This is a genomic window from Pseudomonas sp. P4_B4, assembly GCF_056402255.1.
Genome location: NZ_JBFUHS010000007.1, coordinates 133,686 through 159,840 on the forward strand (window position 1 = coordinate 133,686; position 26,155 = coordinate 159,840).

A 26,155-nucleotide genomic window follows, 5' to 3' on the forward strand; every position below is an offset into this window, starting at 1 on the left:
CATCACAGGAATAAATTTCAAAAAAACCCGGTGGCTGACTATGGTGGTGGCTGTCTTCGGATCGCCAACAAGAGAACAAAACATGAGCCAGACACCGTCGAATATTCAGCGCGCCGCCGTCATCGGCGCGGGCACCATGGGCCGTGGCATTGTCATGTGCCTGGCCAACGCCGGAGTGGCCGTGCAGTGGGTCGACAATAATCCGCAAATGCTGGAGCAAGCGCTGGCCACCGTAGCGGACACCTACGCCCACAACGTGCGCCAGGGCCGCATTGACCAGAGCGAAGCCGATGCCCGTGTCGCGCGCGTTACGGCGGCAGATAGTTATACGGCCATCCGCGATGTCGACCTGGTCATCGAAGCGGTGTACGAAAACCTCGAGCTCAAGCAGAAAATCTTCCGCGAGCTCGATGACCTGCTCAAACCCGAAGCCATTCTGGCCAGCAATACCTCGGCGCTGGACATCGACGCCATTGCTGCGGTCACACGCCGACCGCAGCAAGTGCTGGGCCTGCACTTCTTCAGCCCGGCGCACATCATGAAGCTGCTGGAAATCGTCCGTGGTGCACAGACGGCGCCGGCGGTGCTCGACGCGGCACTGGCGCTCGGCCAGCGCATGGGCAAGGTCAGTGTGGTGGCGGGCAATTGCGACGGTTTCATCGGCAACCGCATGCTCAATACCTATGTGCTCGAAGCGCGAAAAATGTTGCTGGAAGGCGCTTATCCCTACCAGGTGGACGCAGCGCTGCAAGGCTTCGGTTTCGCCATGGGGCCGTTCCGCATGTTCGACGTGGTGGGTGTCGATCTGCAATGGCGCGCGCGCCAGTTATCCGGCATCGGGCAGGATGCGCCGCAAGTTCAGGTGGATAACCGTTTGTGTGAGCAGGGGCGTTTCGGTCAGAAGAGTGGCAACGGCTTTTACCACTATGAACCGGGCAGTCGTCAGGCCGAACATGATCCACAGGTGGATGCGCTGGTGCTGGAAGTCAGTGAAGGCCTGGGGTTCCAGCGCCGCGAGATCGGCCCGGAGGAGATTCTCGAGCGCTGCTTGCTGGCACTGGTCAACGAAGGCGCGAAGATCCTGCAGGAAGGCATCGCCGGGTCGGCCCACGATATCGATCTGGTCTACCTCAACGGCTATGGTTTCCCGGCGGACAAGGGCGGGCCGATGGCCTGGGCGGATCAGCAAGGGTTGGCGGACATTCACCGGCGCTTGATGGACCTTGAGACGCGTCAGGGCGATCACTGGCAACCGGCGCGGTTGATTGGAGAGTTGGCGGCAGCCGGCAAGGGCTTTGCTGACAAGTGATTGTTGTGGCGCCTGTGAGGGCGCCTTCGTCGGATCGCCGCCCGGAGCAAGCCCGCTCCCACATTGGATATCGGTCGGACACAAAATCTGTGTTCACCGAAGATCCAATGTGGGAGCGGGCTTGCTCGCGAAGAACGATAACGCGGTTTTCGCCTTAGACTGGCGAACCCACTCAGGAATCAACACTAATGCCCCAGCGCACCGACTACCCCCACTTCCAGCCCATTACCACCCGCTGGCACGACAACGACGCCTACGGTCACGTCAACAACGTTACCTACTACAGTTTCTTCGATACGGCGGTGAACACTTATCTGATCGAAGTCGGCGGCCTGGATATCCATCATGGTGAGGTGGTGGGGTTCGTGGTGAGCTCGGCCTGTGATTACTTTGCTTCCATTGCCTTCCCGGATCGCATCGAGATCGGTCTACGGGTGGGCAAGTTGGGCAACAGCTCGGTGCAATACGAACTGGCCGTGTTCAAGCAAGGGGAAGATGAAGCCTGTGCGGCGGGGCGCTTCGTGCATGTGTTTGTCGATCGTGCGTCGAATCAACCGGTGGCGATTCCTGCAGGGTTGCGTGGGGCGCTGGAGCGTCTGGCGGTTCAGTAAGGCAAAAAAAATCGCAGCCCTTGGGCTGCGATTTTTGATGTACCAGTTATAGCTAGGCGATGGATGCCTTAGTCGTCGTCGTGCCAGCGATGCTTGCGATGGCCATAGGCATGGCCGCGGCCCGGATGGCCGTCACGGTAGTAACGACGATCACCATGGCCGCGATAGTAACGACGATCGCCGTCATCATCATTATCGTACTCTTTGCCCATGTGGTTACCCAGCGCGCCACCAGCGCCGCCGCCTGCTGCGGCGCCGATCAGGCTGCCGGTGGTGCCGCCCAAGCTGCGGCCGACCACGTTACCGCCTGCAGCACCCAACGCGCCGCCAATGGCTGCTTCGCCACGGCTGTGTTTGTTTGCGCCGACGGCGCTACCACCCGCGCCACCCAGGGCCGCGCCGATGGTGGAACCTGTACTGCCGCCTAACGACTGACCGACGACCGAGCCTAAAACCCCGCCCAATGCGCCGCCTACGCCGGCTTCGGTAGTGCCGCCAGCAGACGCAATACCGCTGACCAGGCCAAGGGACAACAAGAGAATCGAGGAGAACTTCATGGAGGAACCTCAAGGGGATGACGGCGCGATCCTGAGGCTCTGGAATGGGCGTGACAATCGAAATCCGACGAATAACACGACCTGTATACAATATTGCAAGTTACTGTTTTTTGGGCGGAACTTAACGTTTTTTTGCCGGTCTTTTACTACTTCGCAAAGGCCGTTTTCATGAGGAAACGGTCTTTTTTGTGGGCGAAAGGAAAGTGCAGGGTCCGGAAAGTTTGTTGTTTGATCTACCGTATTCGCGAGCAAGCCCGCTCCCACATTTAAATCTCCGTTCGCCGAAGATCCAAATGTGGGAGCGGGCTTGCTCGCGAAGTGGCCGGCACAGACGAAGCGTTACGCCGACCTGGCCATGATCAGCCCAGTCTCACTCGCTGCCTCCAACCGGATCGCCACGAACTTCGAAGTCGGCGTATGGCTGCCATCGCCGGTGCTTTCCAGCGGCACCAACGGGTTCACTTCCGGATAGTAGGCCGCCGCTTGCCCGGCCGGGATATCAAACGCCAGCAGCGTGAAGCCTTTTACCCGACGTTCAACGCCATCGTCCCAGAGCGAAACGATGTCCGCCTTTTGCCCAGGCTTGAAGCCCAGGCGAATGATGTCGGCTTCGTTGACGAACAACACGTCCCGCTGACCCTTCACGCCGCGATAACGGTCGTTGAGGCCATAGATGGTGGTGTTGTACTGGTCGTGGGAACGCATCGATTGCATGATCAGGTCCGGTAGCACACCGGTGGCGCGGGTGCGTTCGTGCACCAGGTCTTTGGGCAGCGCGTTCGAGCGGAAATTGGCCCGGCCCGAGGCGGTGTCCCACTTGCGTGCACCGGCACTGTTGCCCAGGTAGAAACCGCCAGGGTTCTTGATCTTCTCGTTGAAGTCCTTGAAGCCGGGAATGGTCTCGGCGATCAGGTCGCGGATGCGGCTGTAGTCGGCCACCAGCCAGTTCCAGTCCACCGGGTGGCTGCCCAGGGTCGCGGCAGCGATACCGGCCAGGATCGCCGGCTCCGAGCGCATCTGGTTCGACAGCGGCTGCAGCTGGCCATTGGAGGCGTGGACCATGCTGAACGAGTCTTCGACGGTTATCGCTTGCGGGCCTTCGGTCTGGATATCGATGTCGGTGCGGCCCAGGCACGGCAGGATCAGCGCGTCCTTGCCGTGGGTCAAATGGCTGCGGTTGAGCTTGGTGCTGATCTGCACGGTCAGGTCGCAGTTTCGCAGGGCCTGGAACGTGCGCGGGCTGTCCGGCGTGGCCTGGGCGAAGTTGCCTCCCAGACCGATGAAGACTTTCGCCCGGCCTTCAGCCATCGCATGAATCGCCTCGACCACGTTGTGGCCGTTGTCGCGTGGCAACTTGAACTGGAAGCGCCGCTCCAGGGCATCGAGGAACGCGACAGGAGGGCGTTCGTTGATGCCCATGGTCCGGTCGCCCTGCACGTTACTGTGGCCACGCACAGGGCACAGGCCGGCACCCGGCCGGCCGATGTTGCCGCGCAGCATCATCAGGTTGGCGATTTCCTGGATGGTCGCCACCGAATGGCGGTGTTGGGTGATGCCCATGGCCCAGCACATGATCACGTTCTTGCCCTTGGCGTACATGCGCGCGGCTTGCTCGATTTCCACCAGGCTCAGGCCGGACTGCTCGACGATCTGCTCCCACGGGGTGTCGTCGATGACGGCCAGGTAATCCAGCACGTTGACGCTGTGCTCGTTGAGGAAGTCGTGGTCGAACACCGCCGGGGTGCCGGTTTTCTGCGCGTCGCGCTCCCACAGCAGGAGGAATTTCGCCATGCCACGCATGATCGCCATGTCGCCACCCAAGGCCGGGCGGAAGAACGCTGTGTTGGTCGGCTTGTCGCCGTTGGTGAGCATTTCGATCGCGTGCTGCGGATGCTGGAAGCGCTCCAGGCCACGCTCCTTGAGCGGGTTGATGCAAACCACTTGCGCGCCACGTTTCACCGCTTCGCGCAGCGGTTCGAGCATCCGTGGGTGGTTGGTGCCGGGGTTCTGGCCCCAGACGAAAATCGCATCGGCGTGTTCGAAGTCGTCGAAGGTCACGGTGCCTTTGCCGACCCCGACGCTTTGCGACATCGCGACACCGCTGGCCTCGTGGCACATGTTCGAGCAGTCAGGGAAGTTGTTGGTGCCGTAGGCGCGCACGAACAGCTGATAGAGGTACGCCGCTTCGTTGCTGGCGCGTCCCGAGGTGTAGAACTCGGCCTGATCGGGGCTCGACAGGCCGTTCAGATGCCTGGCGATCAGGGCGAATGCGGCGTCCCAACTGATCGGCTTGTAGCGATCGGTCTCGGCGTCGTAGCTCATCGGTTCGGTCAGGCGGCCCTGATATTCGAGCCAATAGTCGCTTTGCTCCAGCAGCGAAGTGACGCTGTGTTTGGCGAAGAATCCGGCATCGACACGGCGTTTGGTCGCTTCCCAGTTCACCGCCTTGGCGCCGTTCTCGCAGAACATCACCATGCCGCCTTCCAGGGAATCGCCCCAGGCGCAACCAGGGCAGTCGAAGCCGCCGTTCTTGTTGGTCTTGAGCATCATGCGCAGGTTTTTCAGCGCGTTGTCGCTGGTCAACCAGGCCTGGGCCACGCTGATCAGTGCGCCCCAGCCACCGGCCGCGCCTTTGTAGGGCTTGTAGCGAGGGACGGGTTTCTGATCGGCTTGACGGTGTTGACTCACGCTTGATTCTCCAACGTTGGGCTGTAGACCCGCGGTGCATTCTTCTGTGGCAGATGGATGAGATTGAGGTTGTGGCGACGGGCCCATTGCACGGCCAGGCCGGTGGGTGACGACAGGCTGACCAGGGTCTGGATGCCGGCACGCAAGACTTTCTGGATCAGTTCGAGGCTGCAGCGGCTGGTGACAATCGCCAGGCCGCCAGCGGTCGGGATCTTCTGGCGGATCAATCCGCCGATCAGTTTGTCGAGGGCGTTGTGCCGGCCGATGTCTTCGCGGCCGAGCAGTAACTCGCCCTTGTCATTCATGAACACTGCGGCATGCACCGCACCGCAATGTTGGCCCAACGGCTGGAAGGCGCCGATGCGCTCGCGCAGGCCATCAAGCCATTCGACCGGCGGCAACGGGGCGCCGGGCAATACCTGAAGGTCCGGCAGTGCCTGCTCGACCGCTTCCACACCGCACAACCCGCAACCGCTGGTGCCGGCCAGTTGCCGACGCTGCTGCTTGAGGTTCCAGAAGGCGCGGTTGGCGATGGTCACTTGCGCGTATTGCGCCGACCCCGAGCCGCTAAGTTGCAGGTCGTAGATATCCGTGGCGTCCTGGATGATGCCGCTGCCCAGGCTGAAGCCGACGATGAAATCTTCCAGGTCCGTGGGCGTTACCAGCATGACCGCCTGGCTGATGCCGTTGTAGGCAATCGCCAGCGCGACTTCCTCGGCCAGCGCGGTGCTGTCCGATTCCGAGTATTCAAGGTTGCTGTAGCTGTACGTCTGGCTGGCGGCGGGCGCGGGCGTTTCGAGGGCAGGCGCCGCGCAGGCTGGGCGCTTGGTGTTCATGGCATCACCGGCGGTTTGATCAGCTTTAAGACTAGGCGCGGCAAGTTGTCACGTCTAATCGCTAATACTGATCTACCGATAGATACCGTCGATCAAGCACCGATCAGCGATTGCTGATAGAGCGCGAAACAGGCTTCTGCAAGCGCCGAGCGTGGCGCGCTGCGACGCATGATCAGCCCCAGGCGGCCAAGGGTCTGGGCGTTTTCGATCGGTTGCAGGCGCAAGTGTTCGGTCAGCCCTTCGAGGCCACCGTCCAATGGCATCACGGCGCAACACAGGCCGCCGTGCACGGCTTGTAACAGTTGATGCACGGCATCGGTCTGCAACAACGGTTGTGGGGTGAGGCCGCGGCTGTGGAAGTTATGGTCGATGGATTGGCGAAAATGCATGCCGCTGGTGAGCATGCCCAGTGGCAGTTCGATCAACGATTCCCAGCTCAGCGGCGCCTCGCCAAAGGTGAAGAAGCGTTGATCGTAGAGCAGACCCATGCGGGTTTCGCTGAAGGCCAGAGAGTCGAAGTGTTCGGTGTCGAGGCGCTCCAGATAGGAAACACCGAGGTCCAGGCGATTGTTCGCCAGTTGCTCGAGGATCTGCTCCGAACTCAGGGCCGAGAGTTCGAAACGCAGGTTCGGGTGATCGGCGTGCAAGCGTTGCATCAGTGGCAGCGGATCGAAGCTCGACAGCGGCACCATACCCAGCCGCAACGTACCGACCAGATTGCCGCGACAGGCGGCCGCCTCGGCGTATAAGCCGTCGTAGGCCGCCAGTACGGTGCGCGCCCAGGCCAGCACCCGCTCGCCCGGCGCGGTGAAGCCTTCGAAGCGCTGACCGCGATTGACCAGTGGCAGGTCGAGCTCTTCTTCGAGGCTGCGCAGGCGCATGGACAGGGTCGGCTGGGTGATGTGGCAGCGGGCGGCGGCCTGGCCGAAATGACGGGTTTCGTCGAGCGCGATGAGGAATTTCAGCTGCTTGATGTCCATCTGCGCTCCAGGGGGTGGGAAGGTGCGGATTCTATCGCATGCGGGGTCATTGGTCGGGTTGGATTCGCAGGTGACGACCGTGGTCTAGGCTTTGGCGTCTGGAATCCGAAACCCAAGGAGAGTGCACCATGAGTCTTTTGAGCTTTGTGAAGGAAGCGGGCGAAAAACTGCTGGATTTGCTGACGCCAGGCAACGCCAATGCCAGTGAGCAATTGAAGGCGCACATCAGCAAGGTCGGCTTGGGCAACCCGAATGTGCAGGCGACGGTCGAGGGTGACAAGGTCACGGTGACCGGTGAAGTGGCGAGTCAGGAAGAGAAGGAAAAAATCCTGCTGGCGGTGGGCAACATCGCCGGGGTTGGCAGCGTGGATGATCAGATTGCCGTGACCGGGCCTGTCGTTGCTGCCGCGCGCTTCGTGGTCGTGAAAAAGGGCGACACCCTCAGCGCCATATCCTTGGCTGTGTATGGCAGTGCCAACCAGTACAACAAGATTTTTGAAGCCAACAAACCGATGCTGTCGCACCCGGACAAGATCTATCCGGGGCAGTCGTTGCGGATTCCTGAGTAACACCAAACCTGTGGCGAGGGGGCTTGCCCCCGTTGGAGTGCGAAGCACTCCTAATTCGGCCAATGCGTTCTTTCCGATAGATCGCGTCAGCTGAATGGCGACTGCTGCGCAGCCGAACGGGGGCGAGCCCCCTCGCCACATTGACCGCGCCAGGTTCAAAGCCCCGCAATCAAATCCCGATAATCCCCGACCGCCGCAAACTCCGCCGTGTCCTTCGGCCCCTTGCGGCTGTCAGGCTCGCGCACGGCCAGTAAATGCGCTACGCCAAAGTCCCGTGCGCTGCGCAGGATCGGCAAGGTGTCGTCGATGAACAGGCTGCGCGCCGGATCGAAATCGATATCGGCTTGCAGCGCATCCCAGAATTGCGGGTTTTCCTTGGGGAAGCCGTAGTCATGGGAGCTGATCAAGCGCTCGAAGTAGGGTGCCAGTTCGATTTTTTCCAGCTTCAACGACAGCGCATCCCGATGGGCATTGGTGATCAGCACCACGCGCTTACCGGCCCGTTTGATCGCCGCCAGAAAGGTGTCGGCATCCGGGCGCAGGGCGATCAGGTGCGCGGTTTCCAGTTTCAGGTCGCGTACCGACAGCTTCAGTTCGGCGCTCCAGAAGTCCAGGCAGTACCACTGCAACTGGCCGGCATTGCGCTCGAACAAAGGCTGCAATTCCATCTCGGCCATGGCCCGGCTGACCCCGTGCAGTTCGGCGTAACGCTGGGGCAGGTGCTCCATCCAGAAGTGGTTGTCGAAATGCAGGTCCAGCAGCGTGCCGTCCATGTCCAGCAGAACGGTATCGATGTCGGACCAGGGTAATGAAGGCATGGCAGCGTCTCGGGCAGTAGAAAGATTTCTGGCGTAAACAATCGGGAAAGCCGCGTTATAGTAGCGCGTTCACGCCAAGGAGCTTTGCATGCGCCAGAAACCCACCATACTCGCCCGCGAAATTGTCGCCACCAGTCGATTGTTCTGCGTGGAAGAGCTGAAGCTGCGCTTTTCCAACGGCGTGGAGCGCACGTATGAACGCCTGGTCGGCAAGGGTGCCGGGTACGGCGCGGTGATGATCGTGGCGATGCTCGATGCCGAGCATGCGGTGCTGGTCGAGGAGTATTGCGGCGGCACGGATGAATACGAAATGTCATTGCCCAAGGGGTTGATCGAGCCGGGTGAAGACGTGCTGGCGGCAGCCGAGCGCGAGCTCAAGGAAGAGGCCGGTTTTGGCGCACGGCAGCTGGAGCACCTGACCGAATTGTCGCTGTCCCCCGGTTACATGAGCCAGAAGATCCAAGTGGTGCTGGCCACCGACCTCTACGAAGCGCGTCTGGAAGGCGACGAGCCAGAGCCGATGCGAGTGGACAAGGTCAATCTGCGTGAACTCTCGGCGCTGGCACAAAACCCCCAATTTACCGAAGGCCGTGCCTTGGCGGCGCTGTACCTGGCCCGAGACCTGTTGACTCAGCGCGGAGCGTTCCAGCCATGAATTTCCCGCATCCGTTGATGGCGCCGGTCATTGAACTGGCCTTGCAGGCCGGTGATGCGATCCTGCCGTTCTGGCGCACAGGCACGGCCGTCACGGTGAAGGCTGATGACTCGCCAGTGACTGCTGCCGACCTGGCCGCGCACCACCTGATTCTGGCCGGGCTGACGGCGCTCGATCCGAGCATCCCGGTGCTCTCCGAAGAGGACGCCAACATTCCCCAAAGCCTGCGGGCCGGATGGCAGCGTTGGTGGCTGGTCGATCCGCTGGATGGCACCAAGGAGTTCATCAACGGCAGCGAAGAGTTCACCGTCAACATCGCTCTGATCGAAAACGGTCGGGTGGTGTTCGGTGTAGTGTCGATGCCGACCAACGGGCGTTTTTACGTCGGTGGTGCGGGACTCGGCGCCTGGCGTGGCGATAAAGGTGGCACGCCTGTGGCGATCAAGGTGCGTGAGGCGTTGGCGCCCGGCGAGTCGTTCACCGTGGTGGCCAGTCGTCGCCATTCGAGCCCGGAGCAGGAGCGCTTGCTGGCCGGGTTGAGCGCCAGCCTTGGCGAGCTGCAACTGGCCAATATCGGCAGTTCGCTGAAGTTTTGCCTGCTGGCCGAAGGGGCGGCGGATTGTTATCCGCGCCTGGCACCGACTTCCCAGTGGGACACGGCGGCAGCGCAAGGTGTGCTGGAAGGCGCGGGTGGTGAAGTGCTGGAGTTGAGCGGTGAGCCGTTCAGCTATCCGGCGCGGGAGTCGCTGTTGAACGCATTCTTTCTGGCGCTGCCGGCGAAGGCGGCTTGGCGGGAGAAGTTGTTGGAACTGGCACGCTCCTGAGATTCACACCTTTTTGTGGCTAGGGAGCAAGCTCCCTAGCCACAGGGTTTCTTACCGATCTGAAGTTCAGCGGTGCAACACGTACTGCCCGACAAACCTCACCGCATCCTCATCACGGCCTTCATTGACGACCCGTGTATGCAGCGTCAACCGCGCTCGGCTGTATCGCTGGAAGGTGGTCAGGAATTTCTTCCAGATCACCGGGTCCGGCGCCTGGCAAATGGCGTTGGCATCGCCCGTCACCGGGAGCGGATAGCTGATCTGCCCTTCCTGAATCACGATGTGCCCGTCGGTAATGCCTTCTTCCTTGAGGCGCAAATGCAGCCAGCCCCAACCGGCCAGGACCGCGCCGCAATACAGGCTGCCGCCGAACATGGTGCTCTTGTGGTTGACGTTGGCTTCCAGCGGCAAGTGCAGGCGCAGTTGCTGGTCATGCCAGTCGAGCACTTTGAGGCCCATGTCCCGGGTGAGGGGAATGTCGTGATGGAGAACGGATTCCAGTTGTCGACTGTCGCGGCTCATTCAGGGGCCTCTAGCGTGAAGTGGATGATTGGACGGTAGCTCAGTCGAGGTCGTCAGGGTGGGCCGAGGCTCCACTGTCGGCGAAACTCAGACCGTGCTTGCGCAGTTTGTCATGCAGGGTCTTGCGCGGAATGCCAAGGGCTTCGGCGACGCTGCGCACGGAGCTGTGCGAGCGTGCCAGTTCGGCGGCGATGAGGGTTTTTTCGAAGTTCTCCACTTGCTCGCTCAAACCGCCGCTGACGACTTCGACCCTGTTGCCAACGCCGCCTTCCGGCGTGCTGTTGTCGAGGGCCAGTTCCAGCCCGAGGGCAAAACGCTCGGCGGCATTTTGCAGCTCGCGCACGTTGCCGGGCCAGGTGTGGCGCAGCAGCAAGGCACGTTGTCCCGGTTGCAGTTCATGGGGCGGCAAGCCGTGGCGGGCACTGGCTTCATCGGCAAAATGCTGGAACAGCATCAGCGCATCTTCGCCCCGTTCGCGCAGCGGTGGAATCCGCAGCGGCGCGACGTTCAGACGGTAATACAGGTCGGCACGGAAACGCCCCTGATCCGCTGCCTGGCGCAGGTCTTCCTTGGTGGCGGCGATGATGCGGATGTCCAGCGGGATCAGTTGGTTGCCGCCCAGGCGTTCAACCACCCGCTCTTGCAGCAAGCGCAGCAATTTGACCTGCACATCCAGGCTCATGCTTTCGATTTCATCGAGGAACAGCGTGCCGCCATTGGCGAATTCGAACTTGCCGATGCGGCGTTTCTGCGCGCCAGTGAAGGCGCCGGGCTCGTGGCCGAACAGCTCGCTTTCGACCACTGATTCAGCCAAGGCACCGGCGTTGATCGCCACGAACGGACCGTTGCGACGGCTTGATAAATCGTGCAGCGCCCGGGCCACGACTTCTTTGCCAGCGCCGGTTTCGCCGAGGATCAGCACGTCGGCCCTGGTCGCCGCCAGGGCGCCGATCTGCTCGCGCAGGCGCAGCATCGAAGGTGAGTGGCCAACCAGCCGCGTGCTCAGCTCGTTGCGGTCGCTCAAGGCCAACCGCAGGCTGCGGTTGTCCAGCACCAGTCGGCGCAGGGCCAATGCGCGGCGCACGCTGTCGAGCAGGGCGTCGCTGGCGAAGGGTTTTTCCAGAAAGTCATAGGCCCCGGCGCGCATGGCCTGCACCGCCAGTGGCACATCGCCGTGGCCGGTGATCAACAGCACCGGTAGCTCCGGGTCCTGGGCATGCAGTTCGGTCAACAGTTCGAGACCGTCCATGCCGGGCATGCGGATGTCGCTGACCACCACCCCCGGCCAGTCGCGTTCAAGTTGCGCGGCCAGGCCCTTGGCTTCGGCCAGCGGCAGGATTTTCAGGCCGGCCAGGTCCAGCGTCTGGCTCAAGGCCTGGCGCAAGTGGGGATCGTCGTCGATCAACACGACCTGAATGCGGTTGTCGATGGTCATGCACTTCGGTCCTCGGACGGTTGCAGGCTCACGCCCGGTGCGCCTGCGCGCAGCTTCAGGGTAATCAGGGCGCCGCCCTCCTTGTGGTTGGCGAACGACAGTTCACCGCCGAAGGCGCGCATCAGGGTTTCGCAAATCGCCAGCCCCAAACCGAGGCCCTGGGTGCGGGTCTTGGTGGTGTAGAACGGCTCGCTGGCGCGCCCAAGGGCTTCCATGCAAAAGCCGGGGCCATTGTCGCGAATGTACAGGTTGACGCCATCGGCCGTGGATTGGGCACTGAGCCAGAGTTTACGTGGCGGGCCTTTTTCCGTCAGGGCATCCAGGGCGTTGGCCAGCAGATTGCCGAGTACCTGGCGCAAGCGGGTTTCCCCGGCTTCGACCCACAGGGTGGCGGCGGGCAAGTCGCGGATCAGTTCGACTTCCATGCTGCGTCGACGCTTGGCCAGCAAGGCCAGGGCATCGTCCAGCGCCGGTTGCAGGGCGACGCTTTCCGGGGCATGCCGGTCGCGCCGGGCAAAGGCGCGCAGGTGGGCGATGATCGAGGCCATGCGACCGGTCAATTCGCTGATCAGCTTGAGGTTGCCGCGGGCATCGTCGGTGCGCTGGTGATCGAGCAATACTTCGGCGTTTTCCGCGTAGCTGCGAATCGCTGCCAGCGGCTGATTGAGTTCGTGGCTGATGCTCGCCGACATGGTGCCCAGTGCCGACAATTTGCCGGCCTGCACCAGATCATCCTGGGCGCGTACCAGCTCCTGCTGGGCCTGTTCGCGTTCCAGCACTTCCTGTTTCAGGCGCCGGTTCAGGCCTTCGAGGTCGCTGGTGCGCTCGGCGACCCGACCTTCCAGCTCGAGGCGGGCCTTGGCTTCGAAAGCGATGCGTTCGAGGTAATGGCGACGGCGCTGCATCATCAGGCCGAGCAACAGCATCAACACCAGCAGCGTTGCACCACCGATGGCCACCACCGTGCGCACCGGACGGTCGATCAAGGTGCGCGGGGCGAGGATGCTGACGTCCCAGCCGGTTTCGGCGATCTGCTGGGTCTGAGTCAGCCAGGCATTGGGGTTGAGCTTCAGCGGTTGTGGATCGCGGGTTGGATAGGGCTGGATCGCAGTGATGGCTTTGCTTTCGTCCTCGTTCAACGGGCGGGTCGAGCGGAATCGCCACTCCGGGCGCGAGGTGAGAATGACCACGCCATTGTGGTCGGTCAGCAGCAGTTGTTCCGGGGTTTTGCCCCACAGGCTTTCGGTGTGGTCGAGGTCGACCTTGACCACCAGCACGCCAACGATTTTTTCGCCATCGCGCACGCCAGCGGCGAAGAAGTAACCGCGCTTGGCGGAGGTCGTGCCCAAACCAAAGAAACGCCCGAGCCGCCCGGCCATGGCTTCGCTGAAATACGGCCGGAAGGAAAAGTTGCGCCCGACAAAACTGTCGTGTTTGTCCCAGTTGGAGGCGGCCAGGGTCTTGCCGGTGACGTCCATCAGGTACATGACTTCGGCACCGGTCTGGGTGGCGATGTTTTTCAGCAGGCGGTTGGCGTTGCCTTGGGTGACGCCATCGTCCGGCGCACCGAGCACGGCGCGCAAGGCCGGCAGGTCGCCGAGGATCTGCGGCAACACTTCATAGCGATGCAAGGTACCCAGGAGGTTGGCGACGTAGAGGTCGAGGGTCTGACGATTCTGACTGGCCAGCTCGCTGCGATAATAACGCTCGGCGAGATGCTCCAGCGGCCACAGCAACGGCGCCAGGCACAGTGCCAGCAGGGCCAGGCTGCGCCAACGGGGTCTGGAGGGGAGAGTCGGTTTCATGAGCAGCATGCGCCTGTGGGTACAGGCGCATTATGCCTAGGCTTGCCCGCCTTGGGTCAGCTGCATCTTGATCGGCGAGCTTCAGCCGGCCTATCAGGCAAAGACGTCGGCATCCTTGAAAAATACCCCGGCCTGATCTTTCGCCGACAGCTGCGGCGTGCCTTGCAGTTGCCAGTCGACGGCCAGGTCCGGGTCGTCCCAGCGAATGCTGCGCTCGGCCGATGGCGTGTAGTAGTCGGTGGTTTTGTAAAGGAACTCGGCAAATTCGCTCAACACCACGAACCCGTGGGCGAAACCTTCCGGGACCCAGAGCTGGCGATGATTGTCGGCAGACAGGCGCACAGCGACCCATTTACCGAAGTGCGGTGAGCTGCGACGGATGTCTACGGCGACGTCCAGCACTTCACCGACCGTGACGCGAACCAGTTTTCCCTGGGTATTTTCCAGTTGGTAATGCAGACCGCGCAGCACGCCCTTCTGCGAACGGGAGTGATTGTCTTGAACGAATTCAGTGTCCAGTCCGGTGGCCTCTTTGAAAGCCCTGGCGTTGAAGCTCTCGTAGAAGAAACCACGTTCGTCACCAAAGACCTTGGGTTCGAGGATCAGAACACCGGGCAGGTCGGTGGTCACTACATTCATGGTGTTTCTCCAGTAACAGGCGTTTGATGGCCGCCATTCTTGCGCAAAGCGCCATTCGAGGCGAGTACCGGAGCAAGCCCGCTCCCACAAATGCCCTCATACCAGCTTCCGGGGGGTTGCGTATCGCCCGAACCAGTGGCGATATAGGCGCCTAATAAAATTTCAGGGGTCGTTGTATGCCGCTCGCCACGTTGATTCATCGCGCCAGTTTGCCCAGCCCGCAGGTGACTGCGGAGCAAGCGCTAGGGCTGCTGGAAGAACATTACGGGTTCAGCGGCAAGTTGCAGGCCCTTGGCAGCCAGCAAGACCTGAACTACCGTGTCGACAGCGAGCGGGGACGTTTCGTCCTGAAAATCTGCCGTGGCGACTACTCGGTACTGGAGCTTCAGGCACAACATGCCGGGCTCAAGCATCTGGGCGAACACCCTGATGTACAGGTGCCGCGTGTTATCGCGGCGAAAAACGGCGCAGACCTGCTGTCGCTGGATGTGGGGGGCCAGGCAGTGCACGTTCGCCTGCTCGATTACATCGAAGGCCAGCCGCTGACGAGCCTCGGCTATTTCAACCCGACGGTGGTGTCTGGCTTCGGTCGCCTGTGCGGTGAAATGGACCTGGCCCTGGCGGATTTCGACCATCCGGGTCTGGTGCGAACCCTGCAATGGGACGCCCGCCATGCTCACGCCCTGATCGCGCATTTGTTGCCGGTGATCAAGGATGAAGCCCAGCGCAAACTGATCGTCGATGCGTCCGGGCAAGCCGAGCGGCATCTGCAGCCACTGCAGGACAAACTGCCGGTGCAGGCCATCCACATGGACATCACCGACGACAACGTGGTGTGGCAGCGCGATGCGCAGCGCCATTGGCAGCTGCAAGGCGTGATCGATTTCGGCGACCTGGTGCGCACCTGGCGCATTACCGATCTGTCGGTGACCTGTGCCGCGCTGCTGCATCATGGCGAGGGCGATCCGTTCTGCATTTTGCCGGCAATCCAGGCGTATCACGCGGTCAACCCGTTGCAGCACGAAGAACTACTGGCGTTGTGGCCGTTGATCGTCGCCCGCGCGGCGGTGTTGGTGCTCAGCGGCGAACAGCAGGTCAGCATCGATCCGGGCAATGCCTACAGCCGCGACAATCTGGTCCATGAATGGGAAATCTTCCGTGTGGCCACGTCGGTGCCGTTGGCGTTGATGGAAGCGGCGATCCTCACCGCCGTCGGCCAGAACCTGCCCACCATCGGCAGCGAAGGCTTCGCGCCGCTGTTGCCGAGCCTAGTGGGGCGTGAGTTCGCCTTGATCGACCAGGGCGTGCTCAGTCCGCATTTCGAAGCGGGGAACTGGGAGCAGGAGGGCGTCGATCAGCGCCTGCTGGATGAAGCGGCTGCGGCACATGGCCTGGCAGCCAGTCGCTATGGACAATACCGCCTGTCCCACACCCGCCCGGACAGCGCCGCTGAACCTGACACTTGCCCGTTGCACGTCGAGTTGCGTGTGCCTCAGGGCACGGCGGTCGAAGCACCGTTTGCCGGGGTGGTGCATCACCCATCGGCGGGCGTGCTGCAACTGGACGGTCCGCAATTGAGTGTGCGGCTTTGGGGCGTCACGCCGTCGCTGCACAGCGGCGCGGCCCTGGTCAAAGGCCAGGTACTGGGTTCGGTCAGCGGGCCTTTGATCGTGCAGTTGTGCCGTGGCGCGTCGATCAATGCGCCGTTGTTCTGTACTCCTTCGCGCGCGGCGGCCTGGCAAGCGTTGTGCCCATCGCCGGCTGCGTTGCTCGGGCTGGCCTGTGATGCCGAAGCCGAGCTCGACGGCCCGACCTTGCTGGCCCGGCGCGATGCCAGCTTCGCCCGCACGCAAAAACACTATTACGTTGATCCGCCGCGCATCGAACGCGGCTGGCGCAACCATTTGATCGACATGCAGGGCCGTTCCTACCTCGACATGCTCAACAACGTCGCGGTATTGGGCCACGGCCATCCACGCATGGCCGCCGTCGCCAGTCGCCAGTGGTCATTGCTCAACACCAACTCGCGCTTCAATTACGCAGCTGTGGCCGAGTTCTCCGAAAGTTTGCTGAAGCTGTCCCCTGACGGTATGGACCGCGTGTTCCTGGTCAACAGCGGTAGCGAGGCCAACGACCTGGCGATTCGCCTGGCGTGGGCCTACAGCGGCGGCCGTGACATGCTCAGCGTGCTGGAGGCCTATCACGGCTGGACGGTGGGCGCGGATTCGGTGTCGACCTCGATCGCCGACAACCCCAAGGCCTTGAGCAGCCGCCCGGACTGGGTGCACCCGGTGACGGCGCCAAACACCTATCGCGGTGAATTCCGTGGCCCAGACAGCGCGCCGGATTATGTGCGCAGCGTCGAACACAACCTGGCGAAAATCGCCGAGCAGAATCGCCAACTGGCCGGTTTCATCTGCGAACCGGTGTACGGCAATGCCGGCGGTATCTCGCTGCCACCAGGTTATTTGAAACAAGTCTATGCAATGGTCCGGGCCAGGGGCGGCGTGTGCATCGCCGACGAAGTGCAGGTGGGCTACGGGCGCATGGGCGATTTCTTCTGGGGCTTCGAAGAGCAGGGTGTGGTGCCGGACATCATCACCATGGCCAAGGGCATGGGTAACGGCCAGCCACTGGGCGCGGTCATCACCCGCCGGGAAATCGCCGAGGCACTGGAGGCCGAGGGTTACTTTTTCTCGTCCGCCGGTGGCAGCCCGGTCAGCTGCCAGGTCGGCATGGCCGTGCTGGATGTGATGCAAGAGGAAAAACTCTGGGAGAACGCCCAGGTCGTTGGCGGACACTTCAAGAGGCGCCTCGAAGCGTTGATCGATATTCATCCGTTAGTGGGCGCGGTGCACGGTTCCGGTTTCTACCTGGGCGTCGAACTGATCCGCAACCGCGAAACCCTGGAGCCGGCCACCGAAGAAACCACCGCACTGTGCGACCGCTTGCGTGAGCTGGGGATCTTCATGCAGCCGACCGGCGATTACCTGAACATCCTCAAGATCAAGCCGCCGATGGTCACTTCGCGCCAGAGCGTGGATTTCTTCGTGGACATGCTGTCGAAGGTGCTCGCAGAGGGCCTGTAAACACCTCCCTCTGTAAATGCGGGCCAATGTGGGAGCGGGCTTGCTCGCGAAGAGGCCGGTACATCCGACGCAAATATTGCGCCTCGAATGCCGCTTTCGCGAGCAAGCCCGCTCCCACAGGGGAGGTGGTTTTAGTTCGATTGATATCGGCTTTTTATCGACTGTTTTTGTAACGGTGGATGTAAGGTGCTTTAAAAGCCGATATTTATCGGATATAAAGTGGCCAGTCCACGGCGTGTACCAATGCGCTTCCATTTCTGTCAGGTATCAAAGTCACTCCGGAGTCCTGAGCCATGACCACGTTGAACAGCACCCCTCGCGCCGACGGCTTCTACATGCCAGCCGAATGGGCACCCCAAACCCAGACCTGGATGATCTGGCCCGAGCGCCCGGACAACTGGCGCCTGGGTGGCAAACCGGCACAAGCCGCCCACGTGGCAGTGGCCAAGGCCATCGCCCGTTTCGAGCCAGTGACCGTGGCAGTTTCCGCCGGCCAGTACGAAAACGCCCGTGCCCGTCTGGACGTGCCGAATATTCGTGTGGTGGAAATGTCCAGCGACGACGCCTGGGTTCGCGACTCCGGTCCGACCTTCGTCATCAACAACAGTGGCGAAGTCCGTGGCGTGAACTGGGACTTCAATGCCTGGGGCGGCTTCGACGGCGGCCTGTATTCGCCGTGGAACCGTGACTCGCAGGTTGGCGGCAAGATCCTCGAGATCGAGCGCAGCCCGCGCTACCGCACCGAAGGCTTCGTGTTTGAGGGCGGTTCGATTCACGTCGACGGCGAAGGCACCCTGATCACCACCGAAGAATGCCTGCTCAACCGCAATCGCAACCCGCACATGAATCGCGCAGAAATCGAAGCGGTCCTGAGCGCGAACCTGGCTGTGGATAAAGTCATCTGGCTGCCGGATGGCTTGTTCAACGACGAAACCGATGGCCATGTGGATAACTTCTGCTGCTACGTGCGCCCGGGTGAAGTGCTTCTGGCCTGGACCGATGATCCACAGGACCCGAACTACCCGCGCTGCCAGGCAGCGATGAAAGTGCTGCAAAGCAGCACCGACGCCAAGGGTCGCCCATTTACGGTGCACAAGATGCCGATCCCGGGTCCGCTGTTTGCGACCGAAGAAGAGTGCGCCGGAGTCGATCCAGTCGATGGTACGCAGGAACGTAATCCTACTGTTCGTCTGGCCGGTTCCTACGTGAACTTCCTGATCGTCAACGGCGGCATCATCGCGCCGAGCTTTGACGACCCGCAGGATGGCCCGGCAAAGGAAATCTTGCAGAACCTGTTCCCACAGCATGAAGTGGTGATGGTGCCTGGTCGCGAACTGTTACTGGGGGGCGGCAATATTCACTGCCTTACCCAGCAGCAACCCGCGCCGCACAAGGAGTGAGTGAGGTCGTAACAGCTTGAGTTGATTGTGAAATCCCTCAGGCTGTCGATCAGCCACCAGCGTTGCACGGAGCCCGCGGCCCTACAGGCCTGCGGGCTTTTTTGTATCCACTTGGCCACACTTCAGAAACCTTGGCACAGCTCTTGTATCTCTGCTGTTGTAACTCGGGGTGGGGAGGACTTCGATGTTCTGTCATAAACCTTGGATAAGTTAGCCGCTCACAAACCGGGAGAGAGCGCTGAAATGAACGCCGAAGTGAACGTAGTGAGCGACAAGGCGTTGCATCCCCTGGCAGTAAATAGCGAATCGCTCCAGATCCTGGCGCACTGGTTCAAGTCCAATGGAATGCGTCAGATCAGCGAAACTGATCCGCGCCGGACGATGATCGAGCGTTACCCTGCTGGTTTATTCAGCGAGGCGGAACTGGATGCGTTGTGGGATGTGATGGAAGGATAAGAAGAACAACAACGGATTGAACAAGAAAAAGCGCTGCCGGGATGGCAGCGCTTTTTTTTGCGCGCAGATTCATGCAATCACCGCTATCGCGAGCTCCCACAGGGTTTTGAGACGCAACCATTCGACCGATTCAAGCAACAGACTGAAAGCCAATCCGGCGTTTTTCCGGGGCCGCTGCGGCACTAACCTGCCGACATCGAATTTTCCTGAATTCCTGTCGGAGCCTTCCCATGATCCTGCATTACATCTACGACCCCTTGTGTGGTTGGTGCTACGGCGCCAAACCGCTGTTGCAGGCCGCCCAGGCTGTGCTGCCCGTGATTGCCCACGGCGGCGGCATGATGACGGGGGCCAATCGGCAAAAGGTTTCGCCACAACTGCGCAATTACGTCATTCCCCACGACCGGCGCATTGCCGAATACAGCGGGCAGCCGTTCGGTGAAGCCTATTTTGAAGGTTTGCTGCGTGATCACACCGCCGTGTTCGACTCGGCGCCACCCATCGCTGCGGTGCTGGCTGCCGAGCAAATGACCGGTCGCGGGCTGGAGTTGTTGGGGCGTTTGCAGAGTGCTCACTACGTGGAGGGGCGCCGCATCGCCGACGAATCGGTACTGTTTGAACTTGCCCACGGCATGGGGCTGGACCGCGAAGCCTTCGAAAGGGCTTTCAGGGCGGCCGACACCGAAGGCCATATCAGGAACAGTCGGGCTCTTTTGGCCAAGGTTGGCGGGCAGGGCTTTCCGACCCTGGCGCTTGAGCACAATGACCAGTTCACCCTGATCGATATCGGGCCATGGCTGGGCAAACCCCAGGCATTTGCGCAGTGGCTGAGTCAGTTGCTCCCTGATCAGGACGCAAATATTTCCGTAGCAGCCTGTGGCCTCGATGGCTGCGTTGATTGAATATTCCTGCCGCGTAAAGCAATTTCTTAGACGGTTTTCGCCTGTTTTTAGAAGATTCATGAAATTGACACATCGTTGAGGGCGCAGCTACGATTCGGCCACAACGCCTGTGGCCGACCGCCACGATCAAAAATTATAAGAAGGCCCGCCGCGAGAAATCGTGGGCGGGCCTTTTTGTTTTCGTCATGAAAAAAGAGCGCGATAGCGCCGTTTCGGCCGTTCGACACAGCGCGTATCAACCGGAAATAAGGAAAAGAACACGATGTTGAACAAGCGAATCAGCCTGATCGCTCTGGGGATGTTGAGTGCTACACAGGCCATGGCTAACGACCAGGCCGAATCCAAGGGTTTTGTTGAAGACAGCAGCCTCAAAGTGCTGCTGCGCAACGCCTACATGAACCGTGACTTCAAAGACGGCAACCCGGATAAATCCGAGTGGGGCCAGGCGGCCATCGGCACGTTCTCGTCCGGTTTCACCCAAGGCACCGTGGGCGTGGGTGTGGACGCTTTCGGGTTGTACGCACTGAACCTGGAGCGCAGCGAAGACCGTAGCGGCGCGCAAGGCATCGATTTCTTCAAAAAGGGCGACAGCGGCCAGCCGGCGGACGACCTGTCCAAAGGCGGCGCAGCAATCAAGTTCCGCCTGTCCAGCACCACCCTGACCTACGGCGACCAGATGCCGGCCCTGCCGGTGCTGAACTACGACAACTCGCGCCTGCTGCCGGAAAGCTACACCGGCACCTTGATCACCTCCAAAGAGATCAAAGGCCTGCAACTGGACGCCGGTCGCTTCACCGCCGAATCGCGCAAAAGCGCCGAAGGCCGTGACAGCGGTGGCTTGAAGTCGATCAACGTATTGGGCGGCAGCTACCAGTTCACCGAGCAATTCAAGGCTGCGCTGTACGCTTCCGACGTCGAAGACGTGCTGAAGAAACAATACGTGAACGCCAACTACGTGTTCCCGATCGACAAGGATCAGTCCCTGACCCTGGACTTCAACGGCTACCGCACCAAGCTGGAAGATTCCTACGTCCGCGAAAACGGTATCACCGGCGACGACAACAAAATCTGGAGCCTGGCGGCCACCTTCATCACCGGCCCGCACTCGTTCACCCTCGCGCACCAGCGCAGCACCGGCGACAGCAACCTGGGCTACGCCTACGGCGGCTACCAGAAAGACCAGGGTCGCATCGGCGACGGTGGCAACACCATCTACCTGGCGAACTCCTACTGGTCCGACTTCAACGCCGAAGACGAACGCAGCTGGCAACTGGGCTACGGCCTGGACTTCAGCACCTTCGGTGTACCGGGCCTGAGCTACAACGTGGCCTACGTGCGCGGCGACAACATCACCACGTCCACCAGCGAAGGCGGCACCGAGCGCGAGATCTTCAACCAGATCAAATACGTCGTCCAAAGCGGCCCGGCCAAAGACCTCAGCGTGAAACTGCGCAGCTCGGTCCTGCGCGTGTCGCAGAAGTCGAGCGAGTACAACGTCAGCGGCAACGAAGTGCGTGTGTTTGTGGATTACCCGATCAACGTCTTTTGATGATGGGTTGTGGTGTCGAGGCCTGATCACAGGCTGAGAAAGGAAAAGCCCCGACTGGTTCGGGGCTTTTTTGTGGCTCATTGGAATTTTCCAAACGGCTCTTTCACTGGCAATGGCGATGCCCTTCAAGATTATCGGAAGTCTCTGAGGGAAAAAGAGGATCCACCTGATTTCTCGTGACGATTCAACAGGCTGAAATAGCAGTTGATACAGTGAGAGATCACCGAATGAAAGTTCCAGGGGTAGAGGAAGCTCCTGATCAGGAAAGCTGGAAGGATCTAGGTTTGCCGGATTTGCGGGACATATCGATACCCTTGGAAACCAAGGTAGTTCGAGAGCTACCCGGGGCCGTTGATGTCTGCTCCGCTCTAAGGCAGGTAGCGCTAGGTTTTGGATTGCATGAAGGGACTGACACGGTGCTGATCGAAACGCCTTATTTACCCGTGACGGTTCGGCGTGAGCATCTACGTCACATTGTGGAAAAACGCCCTAATGCCCGAGAGCGCTTCACTGAATTTGCTGTAGATACGCTGAATAATCCATTAGAAATCTGGCGAGTTTCCTACAGCGATGGCTCCTATCGTCTCGCCTTCATTGGCGCATACCACACAAAGTACCAAATGTTGGTAGTGATCCATGTTGACCGTGGGTATGTACTTTGGAACTTCATGAATTGTGACAAAAAGGCGCTGAACAAACACCGACACGGCGGGTTGGTTTATCAACGTTACCTATTATCCAAACAAAAAAAGCAGCCTGAGTAGGCTGCTTTTTTTGAGAAGCTTGCTTGATATTGTGCTCCCTCAAGCAAGGGAGAAGAGGTCTCACCCGAGCGCTGATTTTCAGGTCATCAACGGGGTTCCTAACGCCGACTATTGCCACCTGAAGGCAGTCGGTTTCGCGCTCTTGGGTAAATTCTCTGTCACAGATGATGCTTGTGTCAACCCGAGCGGCAGCCTTGTGGTGTTGGTCAGATCGGCGAAGTCGCGCGTATCGACATCTAACTTATTACGTTGGGGTCCATTACAAAATGGAGAAATTGATCGAAACAACAGAGGGTTGTGATTCCTCGGCTGAAATGCGGATAGCTGGTGTGTGCGACCCTGCAGTGAAACGGGCTTGCGCAATGCTTGATGCTCAAACCATTCGCAGGAAAATCGACTCGGTTGACGAGATGATCGAGGTTTCTGTAGGAGGTAACAGAAGGGGATATCGAACAAATCAGTTTCAGAAGGACTTGCTGGAGTCTGTTCGCGAAATGAATAAGAGCCGCATCAGCCTTATCGCACAGGGTAAGCCTTAACAAGTGTATTCGCGCTTCAACGCGAACGTGTCGTCCGCAGCGACATGTACCGACGACGTGTCGCAAAAAGTGGAAAATTGCGACACGTAAGTAAATGGGCGACAGAAAAAACGATATAGAGTCCTACAGCACTAATTACACCACGTAACGAATGAAGTTCCCGCCCCCACCTTTATCCCCTCCCGCCAACCCCATACATTCATCTCCAACGCCTCTCCCTTCATCCCGACGGGAAGGTCACTGGAGTTTCCCTCATGCCTTTCGTAACCGTACGCATCACCCGCGATGGCGTTACCACTGAGCAGAAAGCTCAGGTGATTGCCGAGATCACTGAAACACTGGAGCGCGTCCTCAATAAACGCCCTGACCTGACCCACATCGTGATCGAGGAAGTCGACACCGATAACTGGGGTTACGCCGGCATCACCACCACCCAGTACCGCAAGCAGCTGGCCGAGGCGGAGGGGCAGTCATGACGTCCTCCGTCACCATCGATTTCATCTCCGATGTGGTGTGCCCCTGGTGCGCGCTGGGGGCGACGGCGCTGGAGCAGGCGATCGAAAACGTGGCCGGGGAAGTCTCGGTCGAGCTGACCTACAAGCCGTTCGAGTTGAACCCGGACATGCCGGCCGAAGGTGAGCAAGCGGTCGAGCACTTGATGCGCAAGTACGGGAGAACGGCCGACGACGTCGCCGCCGGCAAGGCCATGCAGATCGCTCGCGGCGAGGCCATCGGCTTCAAGTTCGATCTGGAGAAGCGCACGCACTTCTACAACACCTTCGATGCGCACCGTTTGTTGCTGTGGGCGTTGCAGGAAGGCCGGCAGGTCGAGCTGAAGAAGGTGCTGTTACAGGCCTACTTCAGCGAAGGCCAGAACCCGAGTGACCACTCGACGCTGGTGCGTCTGGCGACTGAAGCGGGGCTGGATGCGACAGGGGCGAGAGCGGTGCTGGCGTCCGACGCATTTGCCAGTGAAGTGCGAGAGCTCGAAATCTATTACCGCCAGCACGGCATCAACTCGGTCCCGGCCATGGTGCTGAACGGTCGCCACCTGGTGTCCGGTTCGCAATCGGTCGAGTACTACGAACAAATGTTGCGACAAATGGCGAACGCCCCGGCCGAAGTCTGATTACCGATTTTCTACCCCATTCTTTATTGTCAGAGGTTTTCATCATGAGCATTTCGAAAAAAGTCATCGTAATCACTGGCGCATCCCAAGGTCTCGGCGACGGTATGGTCAAAGCCTTTCGTGAGCTCGGTTACCGGATCGTCGCCACTTCGCGCTCGATCAAGCCGTCCACCGATCCGGACATTCTCACCGTGGCCGGTGACATCGGCGAGCCGGAAACCGCCCAGCGCGTCATCCGTGAAGCGATGTCCCGTTTCGGTCGCATCGACACCCTGGTCAACAATGCCGGGATCTTCATCGCCAAGCCGTTCACCGCGTACACCGCAGAAGACTACGCCAATGTGCTGTCGGTGAACGTCAATGGCTTCTTCTACATCACCCAACTCGCCATCGCCGAGATGGAAAAACAGGGCAGCGGCCACGTCGTCAACATCACCACCAGCCTGGTGGACCACGCCATCGACGGCGTGCCATCGGTGTTGGCTTCACTGACCAAGGGCGGCCTCAACGCGGCAACCAAATCCCTGGCCATCGAATACGCCAAGCGCGGGATCCGGGTGAACGCGGTCAGCCCCGGCATCATCAAGACCCCGATGCACGGCGAAGAAACCCACGCCGCACTGGGCAATCTGCACCCGCTCGGGCACATGGGCGAGATCGATGATATTGCGCAAGCGGTCGTGTATCTGGACGGCGCCAAGTTCGTAACCGGCGAAATCCTGCATGTAGACGGTGGTCAGAGCGCGGGACACTGAAAGCGATTTTTCAAAGCCCGGAAACAACAAAGCCCCTGCATTTCTGCAGGGGCTTTGTTTTGTATGGTGCCGCCAGACGAACGGTATGTTTCGGGAAGGTTAGGTTTCCTCAGGGTCTCACACGTGAGGACGATCATCGCAGTCGATTCGACTATCAAGACCTCTGGAGGAGCCACACGACAAGTTCAATCAGGACGAGGTCTGTGCTTCTTCGGGGGGACAAACCACGATTTCTGGCTTACTTACTCCAAACACCATTGCAGCTGACGTTTCCAATGATCTGGAAATCCCATGAGTCTCAAATAGCCCAGTTCCTGCTGATCCATGATTTCGGCCAGGCGAAGCTTCCATTGGCTGTCTGGACTGATCAGGTCGGTTAGATAGGCCAGCATCGTCAATACGATGTACAGACGCTGCTTTGGCTGAGGCCGGTCGCCAGGTGCATTCGGAATGACCCATTCTTTTGGTAAAGATGGTCGAATTGAGAGCTCTCGGTTCCATAACCGTGAGTGGTGGGCGCAGCAGTTTCGGATGAAGGTCAGGGTGTGGAGCCAGGAGGCCAATACTTCGAAGGGCAGATTGAATCTGCTAGCGATCGCTTTTTTGTCGACGCTTTTGCCTATGGCATTGAAGAGGGTGGATACGGTTCCAAGGCTGAGCTCTTCCAGAACAGCCCAGGCGGGCGGTAACTCAGGATGGGCATAAGTCGACCCATAGAATCGGAAATAGTTATCGCGCATGCGATTTTCAATCCGTTGTTGCTGGACTCCATCACCCTGAGTGCTTTTTTTGATGCGATCAATCTCACGTCCAAGTTTATTCCGCTCCTTGTTCAGTTGATCTCGCAGGGGGCGCAGTAGATTGTCATGCGGGTATGACGAGGAGAAGAGAGATGCGTCAGCTATCCAGTCAGGCCCATATTGGGGGCACATGTGGTTGCTGATCGCCGCTCGCATGGCGACTTCGACACGTTCGATGGCATCCATGGTAATGCGTCGCAACGAACCATCGAAGCGGTAGATGTCGACGACGGCCTTCAGTGTACTACCGGGCTTGAAGGTATGTTCTGGCCCTTGCTCCTGGAACGGGCGCATGTAGGGGCTCAGGCGAAACAGCGTGACCACTTCGAGGAAACGCATGGCGCGGTCGTCGTTGACGACTTGCAGGCCTCGTTGCTTTAGCAGTTCCAATTGCTGTTCTACGCTGAGGGCCGGTTTGTCGAAGGGCCTCATGTAGCTTTCTCCAAGCAAAAAAAACCCGCACGATTTGAGCTTGCTGACTGGGTCAACCTAGGCTTGGCGGGTGTGTTGGGGTGCATTATAGG

Annotated in this window: 25 protein-coding genes; 15 read left to right on the forward strand and 10 right to left on the reverse strand. The window is 60.1% G+C overall.

Annotated elements, in window-relative coordinates:
- Positions 1 to 82 precede the first annotated feature (82 nt).
- Both AC1DVE_RS10850 and AC1DVE_RS10855 read left to right on the forward strand, forming a co-directional pair.
- The gene (locus AC1DVE_RS10850) at positions 83 to 1,309 is read left to right on the forward strand and encodes a 3-hydroxyacyl-CoA dehydrogenase (RefSeq protein WP_223457404.1); all 1,227 of its coding nucleotides are present in this window, start codon (positions 83 to 85) and stop codon (positions 1,307 to 1,309) included.
- Between the two features lie 188 nt (positions 1,310 to 1,497).
- Positions 1,498 to 1,920: an acyl-CoA thioesterase gene (locus AC1DVE_RS10855; protein ID WP_223457406.1), complete on the forward strand. Its 423-nt coding sequence runs from the start codon at positions 1,498 to 1,500 to the stop codon at positions 1,918 to 1,920.
- 68 nt (positions 1,921 to 1,988) lie between these two features.
- Here AC1DVE_RS10855 and AC1DVE_RS10860 read toward each other — a convergent pair whose 3' ends face one another.
- The 4 genes from AC1DVE_RS10860 to AC1DVE_RS10875 all read right to left on the reverse strand — a co-directional run bounded on the left by AC1DVE_RS10860 (position 1,989) and on the right by AC1DVE_RS10875 (position 6,981).
- Complete coding sequence (locus AC1DVE_RS10860) at positions 1,989 to 2,477, reverse strand: glycine zipper domain-containing protein (RefSeq protein ID WP_046040805.1); 489 nt, start codon at positions 2,475 to 2,477, stop codon at positions 1,989 to 1,991.
- Between the two features lie 339 nt (positions 2,478 to 2,816).
- The gene (locus AC1DVE_RS10865) at positions 2,817 to 5,165 is read right to left on the reverse strand and encodes an FdhF/YdeP family oxidoreductase (protein WP_223532837.1); all 2,349 of its coding nucleotides are present in this window, start codon (positions 5,163 to 5,165) and stop codon (positions 2,817 to 2,819) included.
- Positions 5,162 to 6,001, reverse strand: a complete 840-nt coding sequence (fdhD, locus tag AC1DVE_RS10870; protein WP_223457414.1) for a formate dehydrogenase accessory sulfurtransferase FdhD — start codon at positions 5,999 to 6,001, stop codon at positions 5,162 to 5,164. Before fdhD ends, AC1DVE_RS10865 begins: the two co-directional genes overlap by 4 nt.
- Positions 6,002 to 6,093: 92 nt before the next feature.
- The gene (locus AC1DVE_RS10875; protein ID WP_223457416.1) at positions 6,094 to 6,981 is read right to left on the reverse strand and encodes a LysR family transcriptional regulator; all 888 of its coding nucleotides are present in this window, start codon (positions 6,979 to 6,981) and stop codon (positions 6,094 to 6,096) included.
- 128 nt (positions 6,982 to 7,109) lie between these two features.
- Here AC1DVE_RS10875 and lysM point away from each other — a divergent pair, with 128 nt between their 5' ends.
- Positions 7,110 to 7,550, forward strand: coding sequence for a peptidoglycan-binding protein LysM (gene lysM / locus AC1DVE_RS10880; RefSeq protein ID WP_223457418.1), 441 nt, complete (start codon positions 7,110 to 7,112; stop codon positions 7,548 to 7,550).
- 155 nt (positions 7,551 to 7,705) lie between these two features.
- Here the strand turns inward: lysM and yrfG are convergent, their stop codons facing one another.
- Positions 7,706 to 8,368, reverse strand: coding sequence for a GMP/IMP nucleotidase (gene yrfG / locus AC1DVE_RS10885; RefSeq protein ID WP_150755608.1), 663 nt, complete (start codon positions 8,366 to 8,368; stop codon positions 7,706 to 7,708).
- A gap of 88 nt (positions 8,369 to 8,456) precedes the next feature.
- Here yrfG and nudE point away from each other — a divergent pair, with 88 nt between their 5' ends.
- Together nudE and cysQ are read left to right on the forward strand one after the other, a co-directional pair.
- Positions 8,457 to 9,023, forward strand: coding sequence for an ADP compounds hydrolase NudE (gene nudE, locus AC1DVE_RS10890; protein WP_046040814.1), 567 nt, complete (start codon positions 8,457 to 8,459; stop codon positions 9,021 to 9,023).
- A complete protein-coding gene (gene cysQ, locus AC1DVE_RS10895; protein WP_223457420.1) occupies positions 9,020 to 9,847 on the forward strand; it encodes a 3'(2'),5'-bisphosphate nucleotidase CysQ in 828 nt (275 codons plus the stop codon). Before nudE ends, cysQ begins: the two co-directional genes overlap by 4 nt.
- A 66-nt stretch (positions 9,848 to 9,913) precedes the next feature.
- Here the strand turns inward: cysQ and AC1DVE_RS10900 are convergent, their stop codons facing one another.
- From AC1DVE_RS10900 to rfbC, 4 genes are all read right to left on the reverse strand, one after another.
- Complete coding sequence (locus AC1DVE_RS10900) at positions 9,914 to 10,369, reverse strand: YiiD C-terminal domain-containing protein (RefSeq protein WP_008003181.1); 456 nt, start codon at positions 10,367 to 10,369, stop codon at positions 9,914 to 9,916.
- Between the two features lie 40 nt (positions 10,370 to 10,409).
- Positions 10,410 to 11,804, reverse strand: a complete 1,395-nt coding sequence (locus tag AC1DVE_RS10905; protein WP_223537347.1) for a sigma-54-dependent transcriptional regulator — start codon at positions 11,802 to 11,804, stop codon at positions 10,410 to 10,412.
- Positions 11,801 to 13,609, reverse strand: coding sequence for a sensor histidine kinase (locus AC1DVE_RS10910; RefSeq protein ID WP_223457429.1), 1,809 nt, complete (start codon positions 13,607 to 13,609; stop codon positions 11,801 to 11,803). The genes AC1DVE_RS10905 and AC1DVE_RS10910 overlap by 4 nt, the downstream gene beginning before the upstream one ends.
- Positions 13,610 to 13,702: 93 nt before the next feature.
- Positions 13,703 to 14,248, reverse strand: coding sequence for a dTDP-4-dehydrorhamnose 3,5-epimerase (gene rfbC / locus AC1DVE_RS10915; protein ID WP_223457431.1), 546 nt, complete (start codon positions 14,246 to 14,248; stop codon positions 13,703 to 13,705).
- Positions 14,249 to 14,424: 176 nt separating this feature from the next.
- On the opposite strand from rfbC, the gene AC1DVE_RS10920 reads away from it, so the two are divergent.
- The 10 genes from AC1DVE_RS10920 (at position 14,425) to AC1DVE_RS10965 (ending at position 24,831) form a co-directional block, all read left to right on the forward strand.
- Positions 14,425 to 17,337: an aminotransferase gene (locus tag AC1DVE_RS10920; RefSeq protein ID WP_477783913.1), complete on the forward strand. Its 2,913-nt coding sequence runs from the start codon at positions 14,425 to 14,427 to the stop codon at positions 17,335 to 17,337.
- Between the two features lie 293 nt (positions 17,338 to 17,630).
- Entirely contained in the window at positions 17,631 to 18,737 is a 1,107-nt protein-coding gene (gene aguA, locus AC1DVE_RS10925) for an agmatine deiminase (RefSeq protein ID WP_223457435.1), read from the forward strand.
- Between the two features lie 243 nt (positions 18,738 to 18,980).
- Entirely contained in the window at positions 18,981 to 19,193 is a 213-nt protein-coding gene (locus tag AC1DVE_RS10930; protein ID WP_007972820.1) for a hypothetical protein, read from the forward strand.
- Positions 19,194 to 19,423: 230 nt separating this feature from the next.
- Positions 19,424 to 20,095 carry a DsbA family protein gene (locus tag AC1DVE_RS10935; protein ID WP_223532829.1) on the forward strand — a complete coding sequence of 224 codons (672 nt, stop codon included), beginning with the start codon at positions 19,424 to 19,426 and terminating at the stop codon, positions 20,093 to 20,095.
- A 262-nt stretch (positions 20,096 to 20,357) separates the two neighbouring features.
- A complete protein-coding gene (locus AC1DVE_RS10940) occupies positions 20,358 to 21,644 on the forward strand; it encodes an OprD family porin (RefSeq protein WP_223532827.1) in 1,287 nt (428 codons plus the stop codon).
- A gap of 176 nt (positions 21,645 to 21,820) precedes the next feature.
- A complete protein-coding gene (locus AC1DVE_RS10945; RefSeq protein ID WP_477783914.1) occupies positions 21,821 to 22,408 on the forward strand; it encodes a PBECR2 nuclease fold domain-containing protein in 588 nt (195 codons plus the stop codon).
- A 266-nt stretch (positions 22,409 to 22,674) separates the two neighbouring features.
- Positions 22,675 to 22,947: a hypothetical protein gene (locus AC1DVE_RS10950; protein WP_223532824.1), complete on the forward strand. Its 273-nt coding sequence runs from the start codon at positions 22,675 to 22,677 to the stop codon at positions 22,945 to 22,947.
- Between the two features lie 254 nt (positions 22,948 to 23,201).
- The gene (locus AC1DVE_RS10955) at positions 23,202 to 23,423 is read left to right on the forward strand and encodes a tautomerase family protein (protein WP_008046542.1); all 222 of its coding nucleotides are present in this window, start codon (positions 23,202 to 23,204) and stop codon (positions 23,421 to 23,423) included.
- Positions 23,420 to 24,076, forward strand: coding sequence for a DsbA family oxidoreductase (locus tag AC1DVE_RS10960; protein WP_223532822.1), 657 nt, complete (start codon positions 23,420 to 23,422; stop codon positions 24,074 to 24,076). The genes AC1DVE_RS10955 and AC1DVE_RS10960 overlap by 4 nt, the downstream gene beginning before the upstream one ends.
- A gap of 44 nt (positions 24,077 to 24,120) precedes the next feature.
- Positions 24,121 to 24,831, forward strand: a complete 711-nt coding sequence (locus AC1DVE_RS10965) for an SDR family NAD(P)-dependent oxidoreductase (protein ID WP_223532820.1) — start codon at positions 24,121 to 24,123, stop codon at positions 24,829 to 24,831.
- A gap of 242 nt (positions 24,832 to 25,073) precedes the next feature.
- Here the strand turns inward: AC1DVE_RS10965 and AC1DVE_RS10970 are convergent, their stop codons facing one another.
- Entirely contained in the window at positions 25,074 to 26,063 is a 990-nt protein-coding gene (locus AC1DVE_RS10970; protein WP_223457446.1) for an Abi family protein, read from the reverse strand.
- Positions 26,064 to 26,155 lie beyond the last annotated feature (92 nt).